At 70.0% G+C, this 17,795-nt stretch carries 16 protein-coding genes; 10 read left to right on the top strand and 6 right to left on the bottom strand.

Going from position 1 to position 17,795, the window contains the following annotated elements; genetic code table 11:
- Nucleotide 1: 1 nt before the first annotated feature.
- From carB to pyrR, 5 genes are read right to left on the bottom strand one after another with little or no spacing between them, the layout of a single operon-like run.
- Complete coding sequence (gene carB / locus AB0I67_RS17640; protein ID WP_357924266.1) at nucleotides 2–3,286, bottom strand: carbamoyl-phosphate synthase large subunit; 3,285 nt, start codon at nucleotides 3,284–3,286, stop codon at nucleotides 2–4.
- A complete protein-coding gene (gene carA, locus AB0I67_RS17635) occupies nucleotides 3,273–4,379 on the bottom strand; it encodes a glutamine-hydrolyzing carbamoyl-phosphate synthase small subunit (RefSeq protein WP_357924264.1) in 1,107 nt (368 codons plus the stop codon). Before carA ends, carB begins: the two co-directional genes overlap by 14 nt.
- Complete coding sequence (locus AB0I67_RS17630) at nucleotides 4,376–5,665, bottom strand: dihydroorotase (protein WP_357924262.1); 1,290 nt, start codon at nucleotides 5,663–5,665, stop codon at nucleotides 4,376–4,378. The genes carA and AB0I67_RS17630 overlap by 4 nt, the downstream gene beginning before the upstream one ends.
- Complete coding sequence (locus AB0I67_RS17625; RefSeq protein WP_357924260.1) at nucleotides 5,665–6,579, bottom strand: aspartate carbamoyltransferase catalytic subunit; 915 nt, start codon at nucleotides 6,577–6,579, stop codon at nucleotides 5,665–5,667. The genes AB0I67_RS17630 and AB0I67_RS17625 overlap by 1 nt, the downstream gene beginning before the upstream one ends.
- Nucleotides 6,576–7,121, bottom strand: coding sequence for a bifunctional pyr operon transcriptional regulator/uracil phosphoribosyltransferase PyrR (pyrR, locus tag AB0I67_RS17620; RefSeq protein WP_357924258.1), 546 nt, complete (start codon nucleotides 7,119–7,121; stop codon nucleotides 6,576–6,578). Before pyrR ends, AB0I67_RS17625 begins: the two co-directional genes overlap by 4 nt.
- 140 nt (nucleotides 7,122–7,261) lie before the next feature.
- Between pyrR and AB0I67_RS17615 the strand changes: the two genes are divergently transcribed.
- From AB0I67_RS17615 to AB0I67_RS17570, 10 genes are all read left to right on the top strand, one after another.
- The gene (locus tag AB0I67_RS17615; protein WP_357924257.1) at nucleotides 7,262–8,170 is read left to right on the top strand and encodes a F0F1 ATP synthase subunit gamma; all 909 of its coding nucleotides are present in this window, start codon (nucleotides 7,262–7,264) and stop codon (nucleotides 8,168–8,170) included.
- A 61-nt stretch (nucleotides 8,171–8,231) separates the two neighbouring features.
- On the top strand, nucleotides 8,232–8,474 hold the full coding sequence (locus AB0I67_RS17610) for a DUF3040 domain-containing protein (RefSeq protein WP_357924256.1): 243 nt from the start codon (nucleotides 8,232–8,234) through the stop codon (nucleotides 8,472–8,474).
- Between the two features lie 168 nt (nucleotides 8,475–8,642).
- Nucleotides 8,643–10,061: an amino acid permease gene (locus tag AB0I67_RS17605; RefSeq protein WP_357924255.1), complete on the top strand. Its 1,419-nt coding sequence runs from the start codon at nucleotides 8,643–8,645 to the stop codon at nucleotides 10,059–10,061.
- Nucleotides 10,062–10,064: 3 nt separating this feature from the next.
- Nucleotides 10,065–11,309: an arginine deiminase gene (locus tag AB0I67_RS17600; protein WP_357924253.1), complete on the top strand. Its 1,245-nt coding sequence runs from the start codon at nucleotides 10,065–10,067 to the stop codon at nucleotides 11,307–11,309.
- A 26-nt stretch (nucleotides 11,310–11,335) separates the two neighbouring features.
- Entirely contained in the window at nucleotides 11,336–12,340 is a 1,005-nt protein-coding gene (gene argF, locus AB0I67_RS17595; RefSeq protein WP_357924251.1) for an ornithine carbamoyltransferase, read from the top strand.
- A complete protein-coding gene (gene arcC / locus AB0I67_RS17590) occupies nucleotides 12,340–13,275 on the top strand; it encodes a carbamate kinase (protein WP_357924249.1) in 936 nt (311 codons plus the stop codon). Before argF ends, arcC begins: the two co-directional genes overlap by 1 nt.
- A gap of 15 nt (nucleotides 13,276–13,290) precedes the next feature.
- Nucleotides 13,291–14,703: an amino acid permease gene (locus tag AB0I67_RS17585; RefSeq protein ID WP_357924248.1), complete on the top strand. Its 1,413-nt coding sequence runs from the start codon at nucleotides 13,291–13,293 to the stop codon at nucleotides 14,701–14,703.
- Complete coding sequence (locus AB0I67_RS17580) at nucleotides 14,700–15,587, top strand: universal stress protein (protein ID WP_357924246.1); 888 nt, start codon at nucleotides 14,700–14,702, stop codon at nucleotides 15,585–15,587. The genes AB0I67_RS17585 and AB0I67_RS17580 overlap by 4 nt, the downstream gene beginning before the upstream one ends.
- Nucleotides 15,588–15,858: 271 nt before the next feature.
- The gene (locus AB0I67_RS17575; RefSeq protein ID WP_357924244.1) at nucleotides 15,859–16,353 is read left to right on the top strand and encodes a transcriptional regulator; all 495 of its coding nucleotides are present in this window, start codon (nucleotides 15,859–15,861) and stop codon (nucleotides 16,351–16,353) included.
- A gap of 294 nt (nucleotides 16,354–16,647) precedes the next feature.
- A complete protein-coding gene (locus AB0I67_RS17570; protein WP_357924242.1) occupies nucleotides 16,648–16,797 on the top strand; it encodes a hypothetical protein in 150 nt (49 codons plus the stop codon).
- A 426-nt stretch (nucleotides 16,798–17,223) separates the two neighbouring features.
- Here the strand turns inward: AB0I67_RS17570 and AB0I67_RS17565 are convergent, their stop codons facing one another.
- Nucleotides 17,224–17,670 (bottom strand): SAV_6107 family HEPN domain-containing protein, encoded by a 447-nt coding sequence (locus AB0I67_RS17565; RefSeq protein ID WP_357924240.1) that lies wholly within the window; start codon nucleotides 17,668–17,670, stop codon nucleotides 17,224–17,226.
- Nucleotides 17,671–17,795: the final 125 nt, after the last annotated feature.

Genomic DNA, 17,795 nt, shown 5'->3' with positions numbered 1-17,795 from the left:
CCTATCGGAGGGCCCGGGCGTGCTCCTGCAGTGACCGTACGCCCACATCGCCGCGCACGATGGCCTGGATGCCGGCCGCGGCGGCGGCCAGCCCCTGGACCGTGGTGATGCACGGGATCCCGCGCAGCACGGCGGCGGTGCGGATGTCGTAGCCGTCCAGGCGCGGCCCGGACTGGCCCGGGCTGCCGAACGGCGTGTTCACGATCAGGTCCACCTCTCCGTCGAGGATGCGCTGGACGATGGTCGGCTCCCCGGCGGGACCGGTCCCATCGCTCTGCTTGCGCACGATCTTGGCATGGACTCCGTTGCGGCGCAGCACCTCCGCGGTGCCCTCGGTGGCCAGGATCTCGAAGCCGAGATCGGCCAGCGCGCGCACCGGGAAGATCATCGATCGCTTGTCGCGGTTGGCCACCGAGACGAAGGCGCGGCCCTTGGTCGGCAGCTCGCCGTAGGCGCCCGCCTGCGACTTGGCGTAGGCGATGCCGAAGTGCGCGTCGATGCCCATGACCTCGCCGGTCGAGCGCATCTCCGGCCCGAGGACGGTGTCGACGCCGCGGAAGCGGTTGAACGGCAGCACCGCCTCCTTGACCGCGATCGAGGCGTCCAGCGGCAGCTCGCCGCCGTCGCCGGTGGCCGGGAGCATGCCCTCGGCGCGCAGCTCGGCGACGGTGGCGCCCATCATGATCCGGGCCGCCGCCTTGGCCAGCGGCACCGCCGTCGCCTTGGACACGAACGGCACGGTACGGCTGGCCCGCGGGTTGGCCTCCAGCACGTACAGCACGCCGGCGGACATGGCGTACTGCACGTTCAGCAGCCCGCGCACCCCCACCCCGCGCGCGATGCCGAGCGTGGCCTCGCGGATGCGCTTGATGTCGGCGCCGCCCAGGGTGATCGGCGGCAGGGTGCAGGCCGAGTCGCCGGAGTGGATGCCGGCCTCCTCGATGTGCTCCATGACGCCGCCGAGGTAGAGCTCCTCGCCGTCGAACAGGGCGTCGACGTCGATCTCGATGGCCTCGTCGAGGAACTTGTCGACCAGCACCGGGTGCCCGCCCTCCTGGGCGGCCATGTAGGTGGTGAGCGTCTCGTCGTCGTAGACGATCGCCATGCCCGCGCCGCCCAGCACGTACGAGGGACGGACCAGCACCGGGTAGCCGATCTCGGCGGCGATGTCGAGCGCCTCGCGGACGGTCAGCGCGGTGCCGTGCTTGGGCGCGGGCAGCCCGGCCTCGGCCAGCACGCGGCCGAACGCGCCGCGCTCCTCGGCCAGGTGGATCGACTCGGGCGAGGTGCCGACGACGGGCACGCCCGCGTCCTTGAGCGCCTGCGCGAGGCCGAGCGGCGTCTGGCCGCCGAGCTGCACGATCACGCCGGCGACCGGGCCGGTCTGCTGCTCGGCGTGGACCACCTCCAGGACGTCCTCCAGGGTGAGCGGCTCGAAGTAGAGCCGGTCGGAGGTGTCGTAGTCGGTGGAGACGGTCTCGGGGTTGCAGTTGACCATGACCGTCTCGAAGCCGGCGCGCGACAGCTCGAAGCTGGCGTGCACGCAGGCGTAGTCGAACTCGATGCCCTGGCCGATGCGGTTGGGTCCGCTGCCCAGGATCAGCACCTTGGGCCGCTCGCCGTACGGGACCTCGCTCTCCTCGTCGTAGGTCGAGTAGAGGTAGGGCGTGCGGGCGGCGAACTCGGCGGCGCAGGTGTCGACGGTGTTGTAGACCGGCCGCAGGCCCAGGGCGTGGCGCAGGTCGCGCACCCGCGACTCGTCCATGCCGCGGATCTCGCCGATCTGCGCGTCGGAGAAGCCGAGGTGCTTGGCGCGGGCCAGTTCCTCCGCGGAGAGCTGCGGCGCCTCGGCCAGCGCGCGGGCCTCCTCGTCGAGGAGGAAGAGCTGGTCGATGAACCACGGGTCGACCTTGGTCGACTCGAACAGCTCCGCGGCGCTCGCGCCCGCGCGGATGGCCTGCTGCATCGTGCGCAGCCGCCCGTCGTGCGGGGTACGGCAGGCGTCGAGCAGCTCGTCCTTGCCGGCGACCTCGTCCGCCCAGGAGAAGGACGAGCCCTTCTTCTCCAGGCTGCGCAGCGCCTTCTGCAGCGCCTCGGGGAAGGAGCGGCCGATCGCCATGGCCTCGCCCACGGACTTCATGTGGGTGGTGAGGGTCTGGTCGGCGCCGCGGAACTTCTCGAAGGCGAAGCGCGGGACCTTGACCACGATGTAGTCGAGGGTCGGCTCGAAGGAGGCCGGGGTCTCCTTGGTGATGTCGTTGGGGATCTCGTCGAGCGTGTAGCCGATCGCCAGCTTGGCGGCGATCTTGGCGATCGGGAAGCCGGTCGCCTTGGAGGCCAGCGCGCTGGAGCGGGACACCCGCGGGTTCATCTCGATGACGATCATGCGCCCGGACCGCGGGTCGACCGCGAACTGGATGTTGCAGCCGCCGGTGTCGACGCCGACCTCGCGGATGACCGCGATGGCCACGTCGCGCATGTTCTGGTACTCGCGGTCGGTCAGGGTCAGCGCGGGTGCCACGGTGACGCTGTCGCCGGTGTGCACGCCCATCGGGTCGATGTTCTCGATGGAGCAGACGATGACGACGTTGTCCGCCTTGTCGCGCATGACCTCCAGCTCGTACTCCTTCCAGCCGAGGATGGACTCCTCCAGGAGCACCTCGGTGGTCGGGCTGGCGTCGAGGCCGGCGCCGGCGATGCGGCGCAGGTCCTCCTCGTTGTAGGCGAAGCCGGAACCGACGCCGCCCATGGTGAAGCTCGGCCGCACCACCAGCGGGTAGCCGAGCTGGCCGGCCGCCCGCAGGCAGTCGTCCATGGTGTGGCAGATGACCGACTCGGCGCTGGAGGCGTTGAGCCCCTGCTCGCGGGCGACCTTGGCGACGATCTCCTTGAACCGCTCGCGGTTCTCGCCGGCCTGGATGGCGTCGAAGTCGGCGCCGATCAGCTCGACCTCGTAGCGCTCCAGCACGCCCGCCTCGTGCAGCGCGACCGCGGTGTTCAGCGCGGTCTGGCCGCCCAGGGTGGGCAGGAGCGCGTCAGGGCGCTCCTTGGCGATGATCTTCTCGACGAACTCGGGGGTGATCGGCTCGACGTAGGTGGCGTCGGCGAACTCCGGGTCGGTCATGATCGTCGCGGGGTTGGAGTTGACCAGGATGACCCGGAAGCCCTCCGCCCGCAGCACCCGGCAGGCCTGGGTGCCGGAGTAGTCGAACTCGCACGCCTGCCCGATGACGATCGGCCCGGAGCCGATGACCAGGATCGACTTGATGTCCTCACGCTTGGGCACGGGCCATGACCTCACAGAACTCGTCGAAGAGATAAGCCGCGTCGTGCGGGCCGGCCGCCGCCTCGGGGTGGTACTGGACGCTGAAGGCGGTGCCGTCGAGCAGCCGCAGGCCCTCGACGCAGCCGTCGTTGAGGTTGACGTGCGACACCTCGGCCTGGCCGAAGGGGGTGTCGAACGGCGCGTCCAGCGGGGCCTGGACGGCGAAGCCGTGGTTGTGCGCGGAGATCTCGACCTTGCCGGTGCGGCGGTCCTGGACCGGCTGGTTGACCCCGCGGTGGCCGTAGCGGAGCTTGTAGGTGCCGAGGCCGAGCGCGCGGCCGAAGATCTGGTTGCCGAAGCAGATGCCGAAGAACGGGATCTTGGCGGCGAGCACGCTCTGGAGCACGCTCACGTCGGCGGTGGCCGGGTCGCCGGGGCCGTTGGAGAAGAAGACGCCGTCCGGCGCGAGCGCCTGGATCTGCTCGAAGGTCGCGGTGGCGGGCAGCACGTGCACCTCGCAGCCGCGCTCGGCCATCCGGTGCGGGGTCATGCCCTTGATGCCGAGGTCGATCGCGGCCACGGTGAAGCGCTTGGCGCCGATCGCGGGCACGACGTACGGCTCGGCCGCCGAGACCTCTTCGGCGAGCGCCGAACCGGTCATCTCGGGCGCCTGCCGTACCTTCTCCACCAGGGCCTCGACCGGCTCGGCCGGGTGGGAGAAGATGCCCGCGCGCATGGCGCCCCGCTCGCGCAGGTGCCGGGTGAGGGCGCGGGTGCCCTGGATGGCGATGCCGACGACGCCCTGCTCCTTGAGGTAGTCGTCGAGGGAACGGTTGGCCCGCCAGTTGGAGACGACGCGGGAGGGCTCGCGCACGACGTAGCCGGCGACCCAGACCTTCGACGACTCGGGGTCCTCGTCGTTGACGCCGGTGTTGCCGATGTGCGGCGCGGTCATCGCGACGATCTGGCGGTGGTAGGACGGGTCGGTGAGGGTCTCCTGGTAGCCGGTCATGCCGGTGTTGAAGACCATCTCGCCGAAGGTCTCACCCTCGGCGCCGTAGGGAGCGCCCTGGAAGACGCGACCGTCTTCCAGGACGAGGAGGGCGTGCGTCACGCAAGCTTCCCTTCGAGGACGGTGGGCTTGCCGCGCAGGAAGGTCGCCACGACCTTGCCGGGCAGCGACAGGCCCTCATAGGGGGTGTTGCGGCTCTTGGAGGCGAACTGCGCCGGGTGGATCTCGGTGCGGGCGGTGGGGTCGTAGAGCACGATGTTCGCCGGGGCGCCCACCTCCAGCGGCCGGCCGTGGCCGGACAGCCGGCCGATGCGCGCCGGGGCGGCCGACATGCGCTCGGCGACGCCGGCCCAGTCGAGCAGCCCGGTGTCGACCATGGCCTCCTGCACCACGCTGAGCGCGGTCTCCAGGCCGATCATGCCCATGGCCGCCGCGGCCCACTCGGTCTCCTTGTCCTCGACCGGGTGCGGCGCGTGGTCGGTGGCGACGACGTCGATCGTGCCGTCGGCCAGGGCCTCCCGCAGCGCGGCGACGTCCTCGTGGGTGCGCAGCGGCGGGTTGACCTTGTAGATGGGGTTGTAGGGGCCGTTGGGCGACTCCTCCACCAGCTCGTCGGTGAGCAGCAGGTGGTGCGGGGTGACCTCGGCGGTGACGTTCCAGCCCTTGGACTTGGCCCAGCGGATGATCTCGACCGAGCCGGCGGTGGAGACGTGGCAGACGTGCAGGCGCGAGCCGACGTGCGCGGCCAGGAGACAGTCGCGGGCGATGATCGCCTCCTCGGCGACCGCGGGCCAGCCGGCCAGGCCCAGGCGGCCGGAGACGACGCCCTCGTTCATCTGGGCGCCGGCGGTGAGCTTGGGCTCCTGGGCGTGCTGGGCGACGACGCCGTCGAAGGCCTTGACGTACTCCAGCGCGCGGCGCATCAGCACCGCGTCGTCCACGCACTTGCCGTCGTCGGAGAAGACCCGGACGCGGGCGGCCGAGTCGGCCATCGCGCCGAGCTCGGCGAGCTGGCGGCCCTCCAGGCCGACGGTGACCGCGCCGACCGGCTGCACGTCGCAGTAGCCGGACTCCTGGCCGAGCCGCCAGACCTGCTCGACGACGCCGGCGGTGTCGGCGACCGGCATGGTGTTGGCCATGGCGTGCACGGCGGTGTAGCCGCCGCGGGCGGCCGACTGGGTGCCGGTGCGGACGGTCTCGGCGTCCTCGCGGCCGGGCTCGCGCAGGTGGGTGTGCAGGTCGACCAGGCCGGGCAGCGCGATGGCGCCCTGGCCGTCGACCACCTCGCCGGTGGTCTCCAGGCCGGGCCCGAGGGCGGTGATGACGCCGTCCTCGATCAGGATGTCGGTGGGCTCGCCGCCCAGGACGCGGACGTTGCGGATGAGCATCAGATCTCTCCCCCGAGCAGCAGGTACAGGACGGCCATGCGAGTGGTCACGCCGTTGGCGACCTGCTCGACGATGGTGGAGCGCGGCGAGTCGGCCACCTCGGCGGCGATCTCCATGCCCCGGTTCATCGGCCCGGGGTGCATGACGATCGCCTCCTCCGGCAGCTTGGCGAAGCGCTCGCGGTCGAGGCCGTAGCGGCGGGAGTACTCCCGCTCGCTGGGGAAGTAGGCGGCGTTCATCCGCTCCTTCTGCACGCGCAGCATCATCACGACGTCGGACTTGGGCAGCACGGCGTCGAGGTCGTAGGAGACCGCGCAGGGCCAGGTGTCGACCGACACCGGCAGCAGGGTCGGCGGGGCGACCAGGGTGACGTCGGCGCCGAGCGTCGAGAGCAGGAGCACGTTGGAGCGCGCGACCCGGCTGTGCAGGACGTCGCCGACGATGGTGACCTTGCGGCCCTCCAGCGAGCCGAGGCGGCGGCGCATGGAGAAGGCGTCGAGCAGGGCCTGGGTGGGGTGCTCGTGGGTGCCGTCGCCGGCGTTGACCACGCTGCCGCGCACCCAGTTGGCCAGCCGGTGCGGGGCGCCGGAGGCGCCGTGCCGGATGACCACCGCGTCGGCGCCCATGGCCTCCAGGGTCAGCGCGGTGTCCTTGAGCGACTCGCCCTTGGAGACGCTGGAGCCCTTGGCGGAGAAGTTGATGACGTCGGCCGACAGCCGCTTGGCGGCGGCCTCGAAGGAGATGCGGGTGCGGGTGGAGTCCTCGAAGAAGAGGTTGACCACCGTACGGCCGCGCAGGGTCGGCAGCTTCTTGATGGAGCGTTCCGAGACCCTGGCCAGTTCCTCGGCGGTGTCGAGGATCAGCAGCGCGTCGTCCTTGGTGAGGTCGGCCGCGGAAATGAGATGCTTGTTCACTTGATCAGCTCCACGGCGTCGCGTCCGTCCTTCTCCTCCAGGTAGACCTTGACCTTCTCGCTCTTGGCGGTGGGCAGGTTCTTGCCGACGTAGTCGGCCCTGATGGGCAGCTCGCGGTGGCCGCGGTCGACCAGGACGGCGAGCTGGACGGCGCGCGGGCGCCCGAGGTCGTTGAGGGCGTCGAGGGCGGCGCGGATGGTGCGGCCGGAGAAGAGCACGTCGTCGACGAGCACGATGACCTTGTCGTCGATGCCGTCGGCGGGAAGCTCGGTGTGGCCCAGCGCGCGGGCGGGCTTGGTGCGCAGGTCGTCGCGGTACATCGTGATGTCGAGGGCGCCGACCGGCACCTTGACCTCTTCGACCTGGCGCAGGCGCTCGCCGATGCGCTTGGCGAGGGTGGCGCCGCGGGTGGGGATGCCCAGCAGGATCACATCCTGAGCGCCTTTGGTGCGCTCGAGGATCTCATGGGCGATTCGCGTCAGTGCGCGGTGGATGTCGGGGCCTTCGAGAACGGCCCGCGACGTCATGCCTGTTTCGGACATGGGAAACACTCACCACCTTTCCCGCCTCACGGGACGGGTCATTAAAAGGGTGTTGGACGGAAAACACAGTACCAGGCGCCACCTGCTGCGACGTGCCGGGGGTAGGGTCGTTGATCACCTAACGTCATCGGGGAGACGCAGTGGGTGCTCAGCTACGCCGGATCCGCCAGCGAATCAGGTCCGTGCGCTCGACCGCGAAGATCACCCGGGCCCAGGAGCTGATCGCCTCCGCCCGGGTGGGCAAGGCGCGCGACCGGGCGGAGGCCGCGGCGCCGTACTCCAGGGAGATCTCCAAGGCGGTCTCGGTGCTGGTCAGCCACCATCTGGCGATCGACCACGCGCTGCTGAACCTGCGGCCGGACACCTCCCGGGTGGCGGTGCTGCTGCTCACCAGCGACCGGGGGTTCTGCGGCGGCTACAACCACTCGGTGATCCGCCAGGGCCAGGCGCTGACCGAGCTGCTGCTGGCGCAGGGCAAGCAGCCGGAGTACTACGTCGTCGGCCGCAAGGGCGTGGAGTGGTTCAGCTTCCGCGGCCGGGAGCTGGCCGGGCAGTGGACGGGGATGTCCGGCGAGCCCGGGTACGCCACGGCCGCCGAGATCGGGCAGTTGCTCATCGAGGCCTTCGACCGGCCGACCCGCGAGGGCGGCGTGGGCGAGGTGCACGTGATCTACACCGAGTTCGTGAGCATGCTGACACAGCGCACGACGGTGCACCGGATCCTGCCGATGGAGGTCGAGGAGGTCGAGGAGGTCACCGGGGACGGTCCGCCGGTCGCGGTGGCGCCCTACGACTTCGAGCCGTCGGCGCAGGACGTGCTGGACGAGATGCTGCGCAAGTACGTGCGCTCGCGGATCTGGTTCATGATGCTCTCGGCCGCCGCCTCGGAGTGGGGCGCGCGGCGCACGGCGATGATGTCGGCGACCGACAACGCCCGGGAGCTCATCGCCTCGCTGACCAGGGAGGCCAACTCCGCCCGGCAGGCCGAGATCACCACGGAACTGACGGAGATCGTCGGCGGTGCCGAAGCCCTCAAGCACGGCCCATGATTTGCTAAAACCGGACAAACTCCTATAAAACCTCCTTCAAGTCATTCCGGGGGAGGTTCCTATGGCGCTGTCCGCGCGCGACCAGTCGGTTCTCGAGGCCATCGCAGGCCAGCTCCGCGCCGACGACCCCGCCTTCGCCCGCCGGTTCAGCGAGCACGGCGACGGCGAGGTCACCTCCGAGCGGATCGTCAGCAGCCGCGAGCTCTGGCCGGTGGCGCTGATCGTGGTCTGCCTCGCCGTCTTCGCCGCCGCCATGATCGTGGCCGGCTCCCCCGAGTCCCTCCCGCACGTCGTGACCAGGTAATTTCCCCACCAACCATCGTGTAGCACCCTCAGTGCCGGGCACGTCACGGAGCGTCGCATGCATAAACGCGTGCGACTTTCGTGATTTCCGGGATTCCGGTGAGCTCCGGGACTCCCGGGATCCCGTGATTCCGGTGATTTCCGGTTGTTTCCGGGCAAGGGGGCGGACATGGCGGCACCGACGGGGGATCGACCGCCGCAAGGCGGTCTCGCGGCCGAGGAAGCTCGGCTCAGGGACGACGAAGCGGCCGAGGTGGCCGCCGAACGCGGCAAGCTGAGCCTGCCCCAGGCGATCTCCCTCGTCGTCGGCAACATCGTGGGCACCGGCGTCTTCCTGCTCCCCGCCTCCCTGGCCGCCTTCGGCACCGTCAGCATCGTCTCGATGGCCATCGTCACGCTCGGCGCGATCGCGCTGGCCGTGGTCTTCGGCAAGCTCGGCGCCCGCATCCCGGCCGGCGGCGGGCCGTACGCCTACGCCCGCGACGCCTTCGGCGAGTTCACCGGCTTCTGGAACGCCTGGTCCTTCTGGTTGACCGCCTGGCTCGGCAACGCCGCCATGGCCGTCGTCTGGGTCAACTACGTCAACTACTTCCTGAACTGGAACTCCCTCGGCGGGCAGCTCGCCCTGGCGATGGTGGCCCTGTGGATCCCGGCGCTGATCAACCTCACCGGCGTCAAGAACATCGGCGCCTTCGCGCTGGTCACCACGATCCTGAAGTTCATCCCGCTGCTCTTCGTCGGCGTCGTCGGCCTGTTCTTCGTCCAGTCGGCCAACTTCGGCCCGTTCAACGCCACCGGCGGTAGCTGGATCGCCGCGCTGTCCACCGCGGGCGCGCTCGCGCTGTTCATCTACTCCGGCGTCGAGAGCGTCACCATCGTGGCGGAGAAGGTGAGGAACCCGACCCGCAACATCGGCCGGGCCAGCGTCTACGGGGTGCTCATCTGCGCCGCGATGTACATGCTCTCCACCGTCGCCATCATGGGCACCGTCCCGCACGGCGACCTGACCGAGTCCAGCGCGCCCTTCGCCGACGCCATCAACAACATGTTCGGCGGCAGCATCGGCGGCGGCATCATGGCGGTCTGCGCGATCATCTCCGGCATCGGCGCCATCAACGGCTGGACCATGCTGGTCGCCGAGATGCCGCTGGCCGCGGCCAAGGACGGCATGTTCCCCCGCGTCTTCGCCAAGGAGAACCGGCGCGGCGCCCCCTGGTTCGGCATCGTGCTCGGCACCGCCCTGACCTCGCTGGTGGCGCTGTACAACTACTTCGGCACCGAGGACGGCTTCAACTTCATCCTGCTGATCGCCACCTTCACCACCGTCATCCCGTACTTCTTCTCGGCCTGCGCCCAGCTGTTCTGGCTCGTCACCCGCGGCCGGCGGGTCGAGGGCGCGCGCCTGACCCGCGACCTCGCCGTCTCGCTGGTGGCCATCCTGTTCGCCTTCTGGATGACCTACGGCGCCGGCCAGGAAGCGATCTTCATCGGCTTCCTCATGCTGCTCGTCGGCATCCCGGTCTACATCTGGGTCAAGTCCAAGCGGGGCGAGTACGGCCCGCGCGAAACCACTCCTGCACAGGGATAGAAGATGACCTTTCATGTCGATTCCGAGGTTGGCAAGCTCTACCAGGTCCTGGTGCACAAGCCGGAGCTGGCCCTCAAGCGCCTGACCCCGACCAACGCCGCCGACCTGCTCTTCGACGACGTGCTGTGGGTCCAGCGGGCCCTGGAGGAGCACGAGGAGTGGCAGCAGGTGCTGCGCGACCGCGGCGTCACCGTCTACCTCCTGGCCGACCTGCTGCGCGAGGTCATCGACCTGCCCGAGGCCCGCAAGCACATCCTCGAGGGCATCATCGACGAGCGCTGGCTCGGGCCGCTGGCCACCGACGCCATCCGCAACCTGCTCGACGCGATGCCCGCCGCCGACCTGCAGCCCTTCCTGACCGGCGGCATCACCAAGCTGGAGTTGCAGGAACGCGGCGTCGACCCCAAGTCGGTCGCCTTCCACACCCTGGACGAGGAGGACTTCATCCTCCCGCCGCTGCCCAACCACCTGTTCACCCGCGACACCTCGTGCTGGGTCTACAACGGCGTCTCCATCAACGCCATGAAGAAGAAGGCCCGCATGCGGGAGACGGTGAACCTGGAGGCCATCTACCGCTGGCACCCGCTGTTCGCCGAGGGGTACGGCAAGCCGGAGTCGGGCGGCTTCAACGTCTGGATGCCCGGCCAGGCCGCCGCGCCGGCCACCATCGAGGGCGGCGACGTGCTGGTCATCGGCCGCGGCGCCGTACTGATCGGGATGAGCGAGCGCACCCAGCCGCAGGCGGTCGAGATGCTCGCCAAGAACCTCTTCGCCAAGGGCGCCGCCAAGAAGATCGTGGCGCTGAACATGCCGAAGAAGCGCGCCTTCATGCACCTCGACACCGTGATGACCATGGTCGACGTCGGCGTCTTCACCAAGTACGCCGGCCTGGACCAGCTCCCGTCCTTCACCATCGAGCCCGGTGACAACGACAAGGAACTCAAGATCACCGACCATCCGGCCGAGGACATGAACAAGGCCATCGCCCGGGCGCTCGACCTGGACGACATCAAGATCCTCACCGCCACCCAGGACGTCTTCGCCGCCGAGCGCGAGCAGTGGGACGACGGCTGCAACGTGCTGGCCCTGGAGCCGGGCGTGGTGGTCGCCTACGAGCGCAACACCACCACCAACAACTTCCTGCGCAAGAACGGCGTCGAGGTCATCGAGATCCGCGGCAGCGAGCTCGGCCGCGGCCGCGGCGGACCCCGCTGCATGAGCTGCCCGCTCGAGCGTGACGGCATCTGACTTCCAGAGGACCCGGGGGACCGTCCATGGCATTCAACCTGCGCAACCGCAGCTTCCTCAAGGAGCTCGACTTCACGCCCGAGGAGTTCCGCTACCTGCTCCGGCTCTCGGCCGACCTCAAGGCGGCCAAGTACGCCGGCACCGAGCAGCCGCGGCTCAAGGGCAAGAACATCGCGCTCATCTTCGAGAAGACCTCCACCCGCACCCGCTGCGCCTTCGAGGTCGCCGCGCACGACCAGGGCGCGCACGTCACCTACCTCGACCCGTCCGGCTCCCAGATGAACCACAAGGAGTCGGTCAAGGACACCGCCCGCGTGCTGGGCCGGATGTTCGACGCCATCGAGTACCGCGGCAGCGCCCAGTCCAACGTCGAGGAGCTGGCCCGCTACGCCGGCGTCCCGGTCTGGAACGGCCTGACCGACGAGTGGCACCCGACCCAGATGCTCGCCGACATGCTGACCATGGAGGAGCACAGCGACAAGCCGCTGCACGAGATCTCCTTCGCCTACCTCGGCGACGCCCGAAACAACATGGGCAACTCGCTGCTGGTCACCGGCGCCATGTTCGGCATGGACGTGCGGCTGGTGGCGCCCAAGACGCTGCAGCCGGACGCCAAGATGGTCGTCAAGCCCGCCAAGGACCTGGCCAAGCGGACCGGCGCCCGCATCACCGTCACCGACGACGTGGCCAAGGGCGTCAAGGGCGTCGACTACCTCTACACCGACGTCTGGGTCTCCATGGGCGAGCCCAAGGAGGTCTGGGACGAGCGCATCAAGCTGCTCAAGCCGTACCAGGTCAACGACAAGGTGGTGAAGGCCACCGGCAACCCGGACGTGCTGTTCATGCACTGCCTGCCGGCCTTCCACAACCGCGAGACCAAGGTCGGCGAGGACATCTTCGAGAAGACCGGCATGGACGCCCTCGAAGTCACCGAGAGCGTCTTCGAGTCGCCGCGCTCGATCGTCTTCGCCGAGGCCGAGAACCGCATGCACACCATCAAGGCGATCATGGTCGCCACCCTGGGGGACTGATGCGCGTCATCGTCGCCCTCGGGGGCAACGCCCTGCTGCAACGCGGCGAGAGGCCGGACGCAGAGAACCAGATCGAGAACGTGCGCACCGCGGTCAAGACGCTCGCCCGGGTGGCCGCCCAGCACGAGCTGATCATCACCCACGGGAACGGCCCGCAGGTCGGCGTCCTGGCCGTGGAGAGCGCCGGCGACCCGAACCTGACCAAGTCCTACCCGTTCGACACGCTCGGCGCCGAGACGCAGGGCATGATCGGCTACTGGCTGCTGCAGGCCCTGCAGAACGCCCTGCCCGGCCGCCAGGTGCTGTCCATGGTCACCCAGACGCTGGTCTCGGTCACCGACCCGGCCTTCGAGAACCCGACCAAGTTCGTCGGCCAGGTCTACAGCCAGGCCGAGGCCGAGAAGCTGGCCAGGGAGAACGGCTGGACGGTACGGCCGGACGGCCAGTACTGGCGCCGGGTGGTGCCCTCCCCCATGCCGCAACGCGTGGTGGAGACCCGGCTGATCCGCAAGGCGATGCGCGACGGCGTCACCGTCGTGGCCGCCGGCGGCGGCGGCATCCCGGTCATCCGCGACGAGGACGGCCGGCTGCGCGGCGTCGAGGCGGTCATCGACAAGGACCTCACCGCCGCCCTGCTGGCCGAGGCGCTCGAATGCGACGCCTTCCTCATCCTGACCGACGTGCCCCGGGTGATGAAGGACTTCGGCACCCCGCAGCAGACCGAGATCGCCCACACCACGCCGCACGAGCTGCGGTCCATCGACTTCCCAGCCGGGTCCATGGGGCCCAAAGTGGATGCTGTGTGCCGGTTCGTGGAGACGACCGGCGACATGGCCGCCATCGGGAAGCTCGACCAGGCCGTGGAGATCCTCGCCGGCACCGCAGGCACGATCGTCACGCCCAACGCCACCTGGCCGCTGGCCAGCACCCTGTAGCCCGAGGGGGACCGGATGACCGTGGTGCAGCGGTTGCTCCGCACCAAACCCACCGACGAGATCGTGGCCGAGGCCGGCCGGGGCGAGGGCGGCGAGCTGCGCCGGACCATGGGGCTCTGGCAGCTCACGCTCTTCAGCGTCGGCGCCACCCTCGGGACCGGCATCTTCGTCATCCTCGGCCAGGCCGTGCCGAAGGCGGGACCCGCCGTGGTGCTCGCCTTCGTCCTGGCCGCGGTGACCGCCCTGTTCTCGGCGCTCAGCTACGCCGAGCTGGCTGGGACCATCCCGGTCTCCGGCTCCTCCTACTCCTACGCCTACGCCACCCTGGGCGAGCTGGTCGCCTGGATCTGCGGGTGGTGCCTCATGCTGGAGTACGCCGTCTCGGTCGCGGCGGTCGCCGTCGGCTGGGGCGAGTACCTCAACACCTTCCTCAAGGGACTGTTCGGCTGGGAGCTGCCGGCCGCCGTCACCCACTCCCCCGGCGACCAGGGCGGCGTGGTCAACGTGACCGCCATCCTGATCGTGGTGCTGGCCTGCTGGCTGCTGCTCGGCGGCTCCTCGGAGTCGGCCACCGCCAACGCGGTCTTCGTGCTCATCAAGGTCGCGGTGCTGGCGTTCTTCGTCATCGTCGCCTTCACCGCCTTCCAGACGAAGAACTTCGCGCCCTTCGCGCCCATGGGCATCGCCGGCATCACCGCCGCCGCCTCCCAGGTGTTCTTCTCCTACATCGGCTTCGACGCCGCCTCGACCGCCGGCGAGGAGGCCAAGAACCCCAAGCGCGACCTGCCGCTGGCGATCATCCTGTCGCTGCTGGTGGTCACGGTCATCTACGTCCTGGTCGCCATCGCCGCCATCGGCGCCATGCCGTGGCAGGACTTCGACCCCGACACCACCGAGGCCAGCCTCGCGCTCATCGTGGACCTGGCCACCGGCGCCACCTGGCCCGGCCTGATCGTCTCCTTCGGCGCGGTCATCGCCATCGCCAGCGTCGTCCTGACCGTCATGTACGGCCAGACCCGCATCCTGTTCGCGATGTCGCGCGACGGGCTCATCCCGCGCGTCTTCCAGAAGGTCAACCCGCGCCGCCAGGTGCCGGTGGCCAACACGCTCATCGTGACGGCCTTCATCGCCGTCCTGGCCGGGCTCATCCCGCTCGGCCAGCTCGCCGAGGCCACCAGCATCGGCACCCTGTTCGCCTTCGCCATCGTCAACGTGGGCGTGCTCGTGCTCCGCTACACCCGCCCGGACCTGCCCCGCTCCTTCCGGACGCCGTTGTTCCCGATCACCCCGATCCTGGGCGTGCTCTTCTGCGTGCTGGTCATGGCCGGGCTGGCCGGTGTCACGTGGGTGGCCTTCCTGATCTGGATGATCGTGGGCCTCATCGCCTATGCCGCGTACGGCTATCGCCACTCGAGGTTGGCCTCATGAAGATCAAGAAGATTCTGACCGGGTTCATTCCGGAGGCGCGCGGGCGGGACGGGCTGCTGCTGGCCGTACTGCTGGCCAGGCAGTCCGGGGCCGAGCTGACGGTGGCCACCATCCAGCCGCCGCCCTGGCCGACGCCGGGGCCCGGGCGGGCCGACGAGGGGGCGTGGCGCGCCTACCTGCGCGAGCAGGCCGAGGACTCCCTCTCCGAGGCACGGGAGATCGCCGGGCCGGACGCCTCCTACGTGGTCCACCACAACAAGGGCAGCGGGCGCGGCCTGGTGGACCTGGCCCGGCGGCAGGGCGCAGACCTGGTCGTCATCGGGTCCGCGCCGCACGGCACCAAGGGCCGCATCGCCCTCGGCAGCACCGCCGACCAGCTCCTGCACGCCTCCTCGGTGCCCGTGCTCCTGGCGCCCAGGGGCTGGGGCGAGACGGCGCCGGCCGCCTTCGAGCGGCTCACCGTCGCCTACCGGCGCGGGCCAGGCTGTGACGAGGCCACCCGGCTGGCCGCCAAGGCCGCCGCCCAGCTCGGCGTCTCGATGCGGCTGGTCACGCTGCTCATCCAGGGCGGGCTGATCCGCGGCGGCAACGCGGAGCTGGAGACCGCCATGGTCGAGCGGCTGCGCGACCAGGCCGACAGCGACCTGCGCTCCGCCGCCCGCGGGCAGCGCCGGCGGATCGAGGTCGAGGTGGAGATGGCCGAGGGACGCACGGTGAAGGAGGCCATCGACTCGGTCGCCTGGGTCGACGGCGAGATGATCATCTGCGCGTCCAGCGACAGCGGGCCGCTGCGCCGGGTCTTCCTCGGGGACACCTCACTCAAGATCATCAAGGCGGCTCAGCGTCCTGTGATGATCCTCACTAGGCAACCTGGCAAACAATGACGACGTAGTGGTGCTGAAGGTGCTCATGTGACATTTGTGGCACATCCCGCCGGACCGGATTCGGCATCTTTTTTCCAATCAGCTTGACCTTCGGCGACGGGACCTTTACCGTCACTGTGCGTAACCACACCTCGCGGCCGATCTGGGTCAACCAGGCTCATGGCTACCGATGGTGCCCCTAGGGGCACCACCCCCCGGTGGCTCGGGCATATGCCGCGAGGGAGGACAATTTACTGAGAGCACGTCATAAGAGAAGCCGGGGGGCCACACGATGCCGTCTGAGTACGCAAAGATGCTGGGTGCTCGACTCCGCGCCATCCGCACCCAGCAGGGCCTGTCCCTGCACGGAGTCGAAGAGAAGTCGCGTGGCCGCTGGAAGGCCGTGGTCGTCGGCTCTTACGAGCGCGGTGACCGAGCCGTCACCGTCCAGAAGCTGGCCGAGCTTGCCGACTTCTACGGGGTGCCCGTCTCCGAGTTGCTGCCCGGCGGTGCCGCGCCCAGCCCGCTCGGCCCGACGCCGAAGCTTGTGATCGACCTTGAGCGCCTGGCCCAGCTCCCCAAGGAGAAGGCCGGCGCCCTTGCCCGCTACGCGGCCACCATCCAGTCGCAGCGGGGTGACTACAACGGCAAGGTGCTCAGCATCCGGCAGGAGGACCTTCGGTCCCTGGCGGTCATCTACGACAAGTCGCCCAGTGAGCTGACCGAGGAGCTCATCAGCTGGGGCGTCCTGGACGCCGAGGCCCGCCGCGCGGTCGAGTCCTTCTGACCCCACTTCGCTTGACCGAGGCCGTGTCCCATTTTTCCGGACACGGCCTCTTTTGTCGCCCAACTTCGCCCTCTTGGACGCCCCGCCCCGTACCCTTGACGCCCCGCCCGCCCTCCTTGCCGCCATCCCCCCTCTTGCCGCCATCCCCGCCCTCTTTGTCGCCCCGCCCCGCCCTCCTTGCCCTCTTGTCGCCTCGCCTCGCCTCGCCGGCTCCAGGCCGCGCCGCAGTCCCGCCTCTCCGGCCCCCAAGCTGCCCGCAACCGGTTCCCAAGATCACCAGGTGACCCTGGGACCATGCGAAAACCCGCCACCCTCCTGTGCGCCACCCTGGCCCTGGCCGCCCTGCCCATCTTCGGCGTGATGCTGTGGGGTCCGCCCGACCTCGGCGACCTCCCCTGGAACCGCCCCGGCTACGGCGGCCTGCTCCTCCTCGTCACCCCCTGACACCGGGCGAAGGTGCCGGCGTACCGGCATCGCTCGGCCAGCCACCCCCTCCGGCGCAAACGTCCGCGTGGACACCTTCCGGCGGAGCGCACAGTCGGGCAGGCCGTGGGGACCCATCACGCAAGGTGAACACCACCGACACCCAGGCCGCCTCGCCGGGGAACGCGAGACCAGGGTCGGACCGTACCACCTGGGCGGAGGCCAGAGCGGGGCGTGGGCGCACGGCGGCACCGGGGTGGGCTGAGGGCCCGGGCTGGACGCCGGAGCCCGCTCCAGACTCAGGCTGGACGCGGGAGCCCGCTCCAGGCTCAGGCTGGACGCCGGAGCCCGCTCCAGGCTCGGCCTGCACGCCGGAGCCCGCTACAGGTCGTCAGGGGGCCAAGGGGTCGTCAAAGGTCGTCAGTGGCCGTCCGGGGACGCTGCTCTTCAGCCGGCCAAGGGCACGTCGAGGGGTAGAAGGGGCTGGGCGGGGACGCCCAGGATCGCCTCCACTCTGGAGACGAAGGTCTCGGCCTCGGCGAGCAGTTCGTCGGCGTCGGCGGTGGTGATGTTGCGCACCACGCCGGCCTCCGCCGAGGCGCGCTTGGCGGCGCTGGCGGTGAAGAAGGGGGCCCAGTCGGCGAGCTGCGGTTCGGCCTCGGGAAGGAGTTCCCAGGCACTGCGCAGCCGGCGACGGCGGCCCTCGGTGGGACGGGGGTGCGCGGCCAGGATGGCGGCGGCGGCCCGGAGGGCGGCCATGTGCGCCGCCACGTAGCGGGCTGCCGGGGTGCGGGCGGTGGCCGCCTCCGCCAGGCAGGAACGTGAGTCGTTGAGGTGAGCCCGGACCGCGGTCGACAGCCGGGGCCCGTGCGCGTCGTTTCGTCGCGGGGTCATCTCTGCCAGCCTCCTTGGGGTCATGGCGGCTCCCGGCGTTCCCACCGGTGAGGTCAACACTGCCAGACCCCACCGACATTTCCGCCGGGCGGCCGGACGAGGAGCTTCCCCTCTCCCCGTCCGGC

This window comes from Nonomuraea sp. NPDC050310 (genome assembly GCF_040655795.1).
Lineage (GTDB): Bacteria > Actinomycetota > Actinomycetes > Streptosporangiales > Streptosporangiaceae > Nonomuraea.
This window is presented reverse-complemented; position numbering and strand designations above follow the sequence as displayed.

What these genes read in the sequence shown, in the direction of transcription:
- AB0I67_RS17630 (WP_357924262.1), bottom strand. Translation starts at nt 5,665, where the DNA reads ATGCTCATCCGCAACGTCCGCGTCCTGGGCGGCGAGCCCACCGACATC.
- pyrR (WP_357924258.1), bottom strand. Translation starts at nt 7,121, where the DNA reads ATGTCCGAAACAGGCATGACGTCGCGGGCCGTTCTCGAAGGCCCCGAC.
- AB0I67_RS17610 (WP_357924256.1), top strand. Translation starts at nt 8,232, where the DNA reads ATGGCGCTGTCCGCGCGCGACCAGTCGGTTCTCGAGGCCATCGCAGGC.
- AB0I67_RS17605 (WP_357924255.1), top strand. Translation starts at nt 8,643, where the DNA reads ATGGCGGCACCGACGGGGGATCGACCGCCGCAAGGCGGTCTCGCGGCC.
- AB0I67_RS17600 (WP_357924253.1), top strand. Translation starts at nt 10,065, where the DNA reads ATGACCTTTCATGTCGATTCCGAGGTTGGCAAGCTCTACCAGGTCCTG.
- argF (WP_357924251.1), top strand. Translation starts at nt 11,336, where the DNA reads ATGGCATTCAACCTGCGCAACCGCAGCTTCCTCAAGGAGCTCGACTTC.
- arcC (WP_357924249.1), top strand. Translation starts at nt 12,340, where the DNA reads ATGCGCGTCATCGTCGCCCTCGGGGGCAACGCCCTGCTGCAACGCGGC.
- AB0I67_RS17585 (WP_357924248.1), top strand. Translation starts at nt 13,291, where the DNA reads ATGACCGTGGTGCAGCGGTTGCTCCGCACCAAACCCACCGACGAGATC.
- AB0I67_RS17580 (WP_357924246.1), top strand. Translation starts at nt 14,700, where the DNA reads ATGAAGATCAAGAAGATTCTGACCGGGTTCATTCCGGAGGCGCGCGGG.
- AB0I67_RS17575 (WP_357924244.1), top strand. Translation starts at nt 15,859, where the DNA reads ATGCCGTCTGAGTACGCAAAGATGCTGGGTGCTCGACTCCGCGCCATC.
- AB0I67_RS17570 (WP_357924242.1), top strand. Translation starts at nt 16,648, where the DNA reads ATGCGAAAACCCGCCACCCTCCTGTGCGCCACCCTGGCCCTGGCCGCC.
- AB0I67_RS17565 (WP_357924240.1), bottom strand. Translation starts at nt 17,670, where the DNA reads ATGACCCCGCGACGAAACGACGCGCACGGGCCCCGGCTGTCGACCGCG.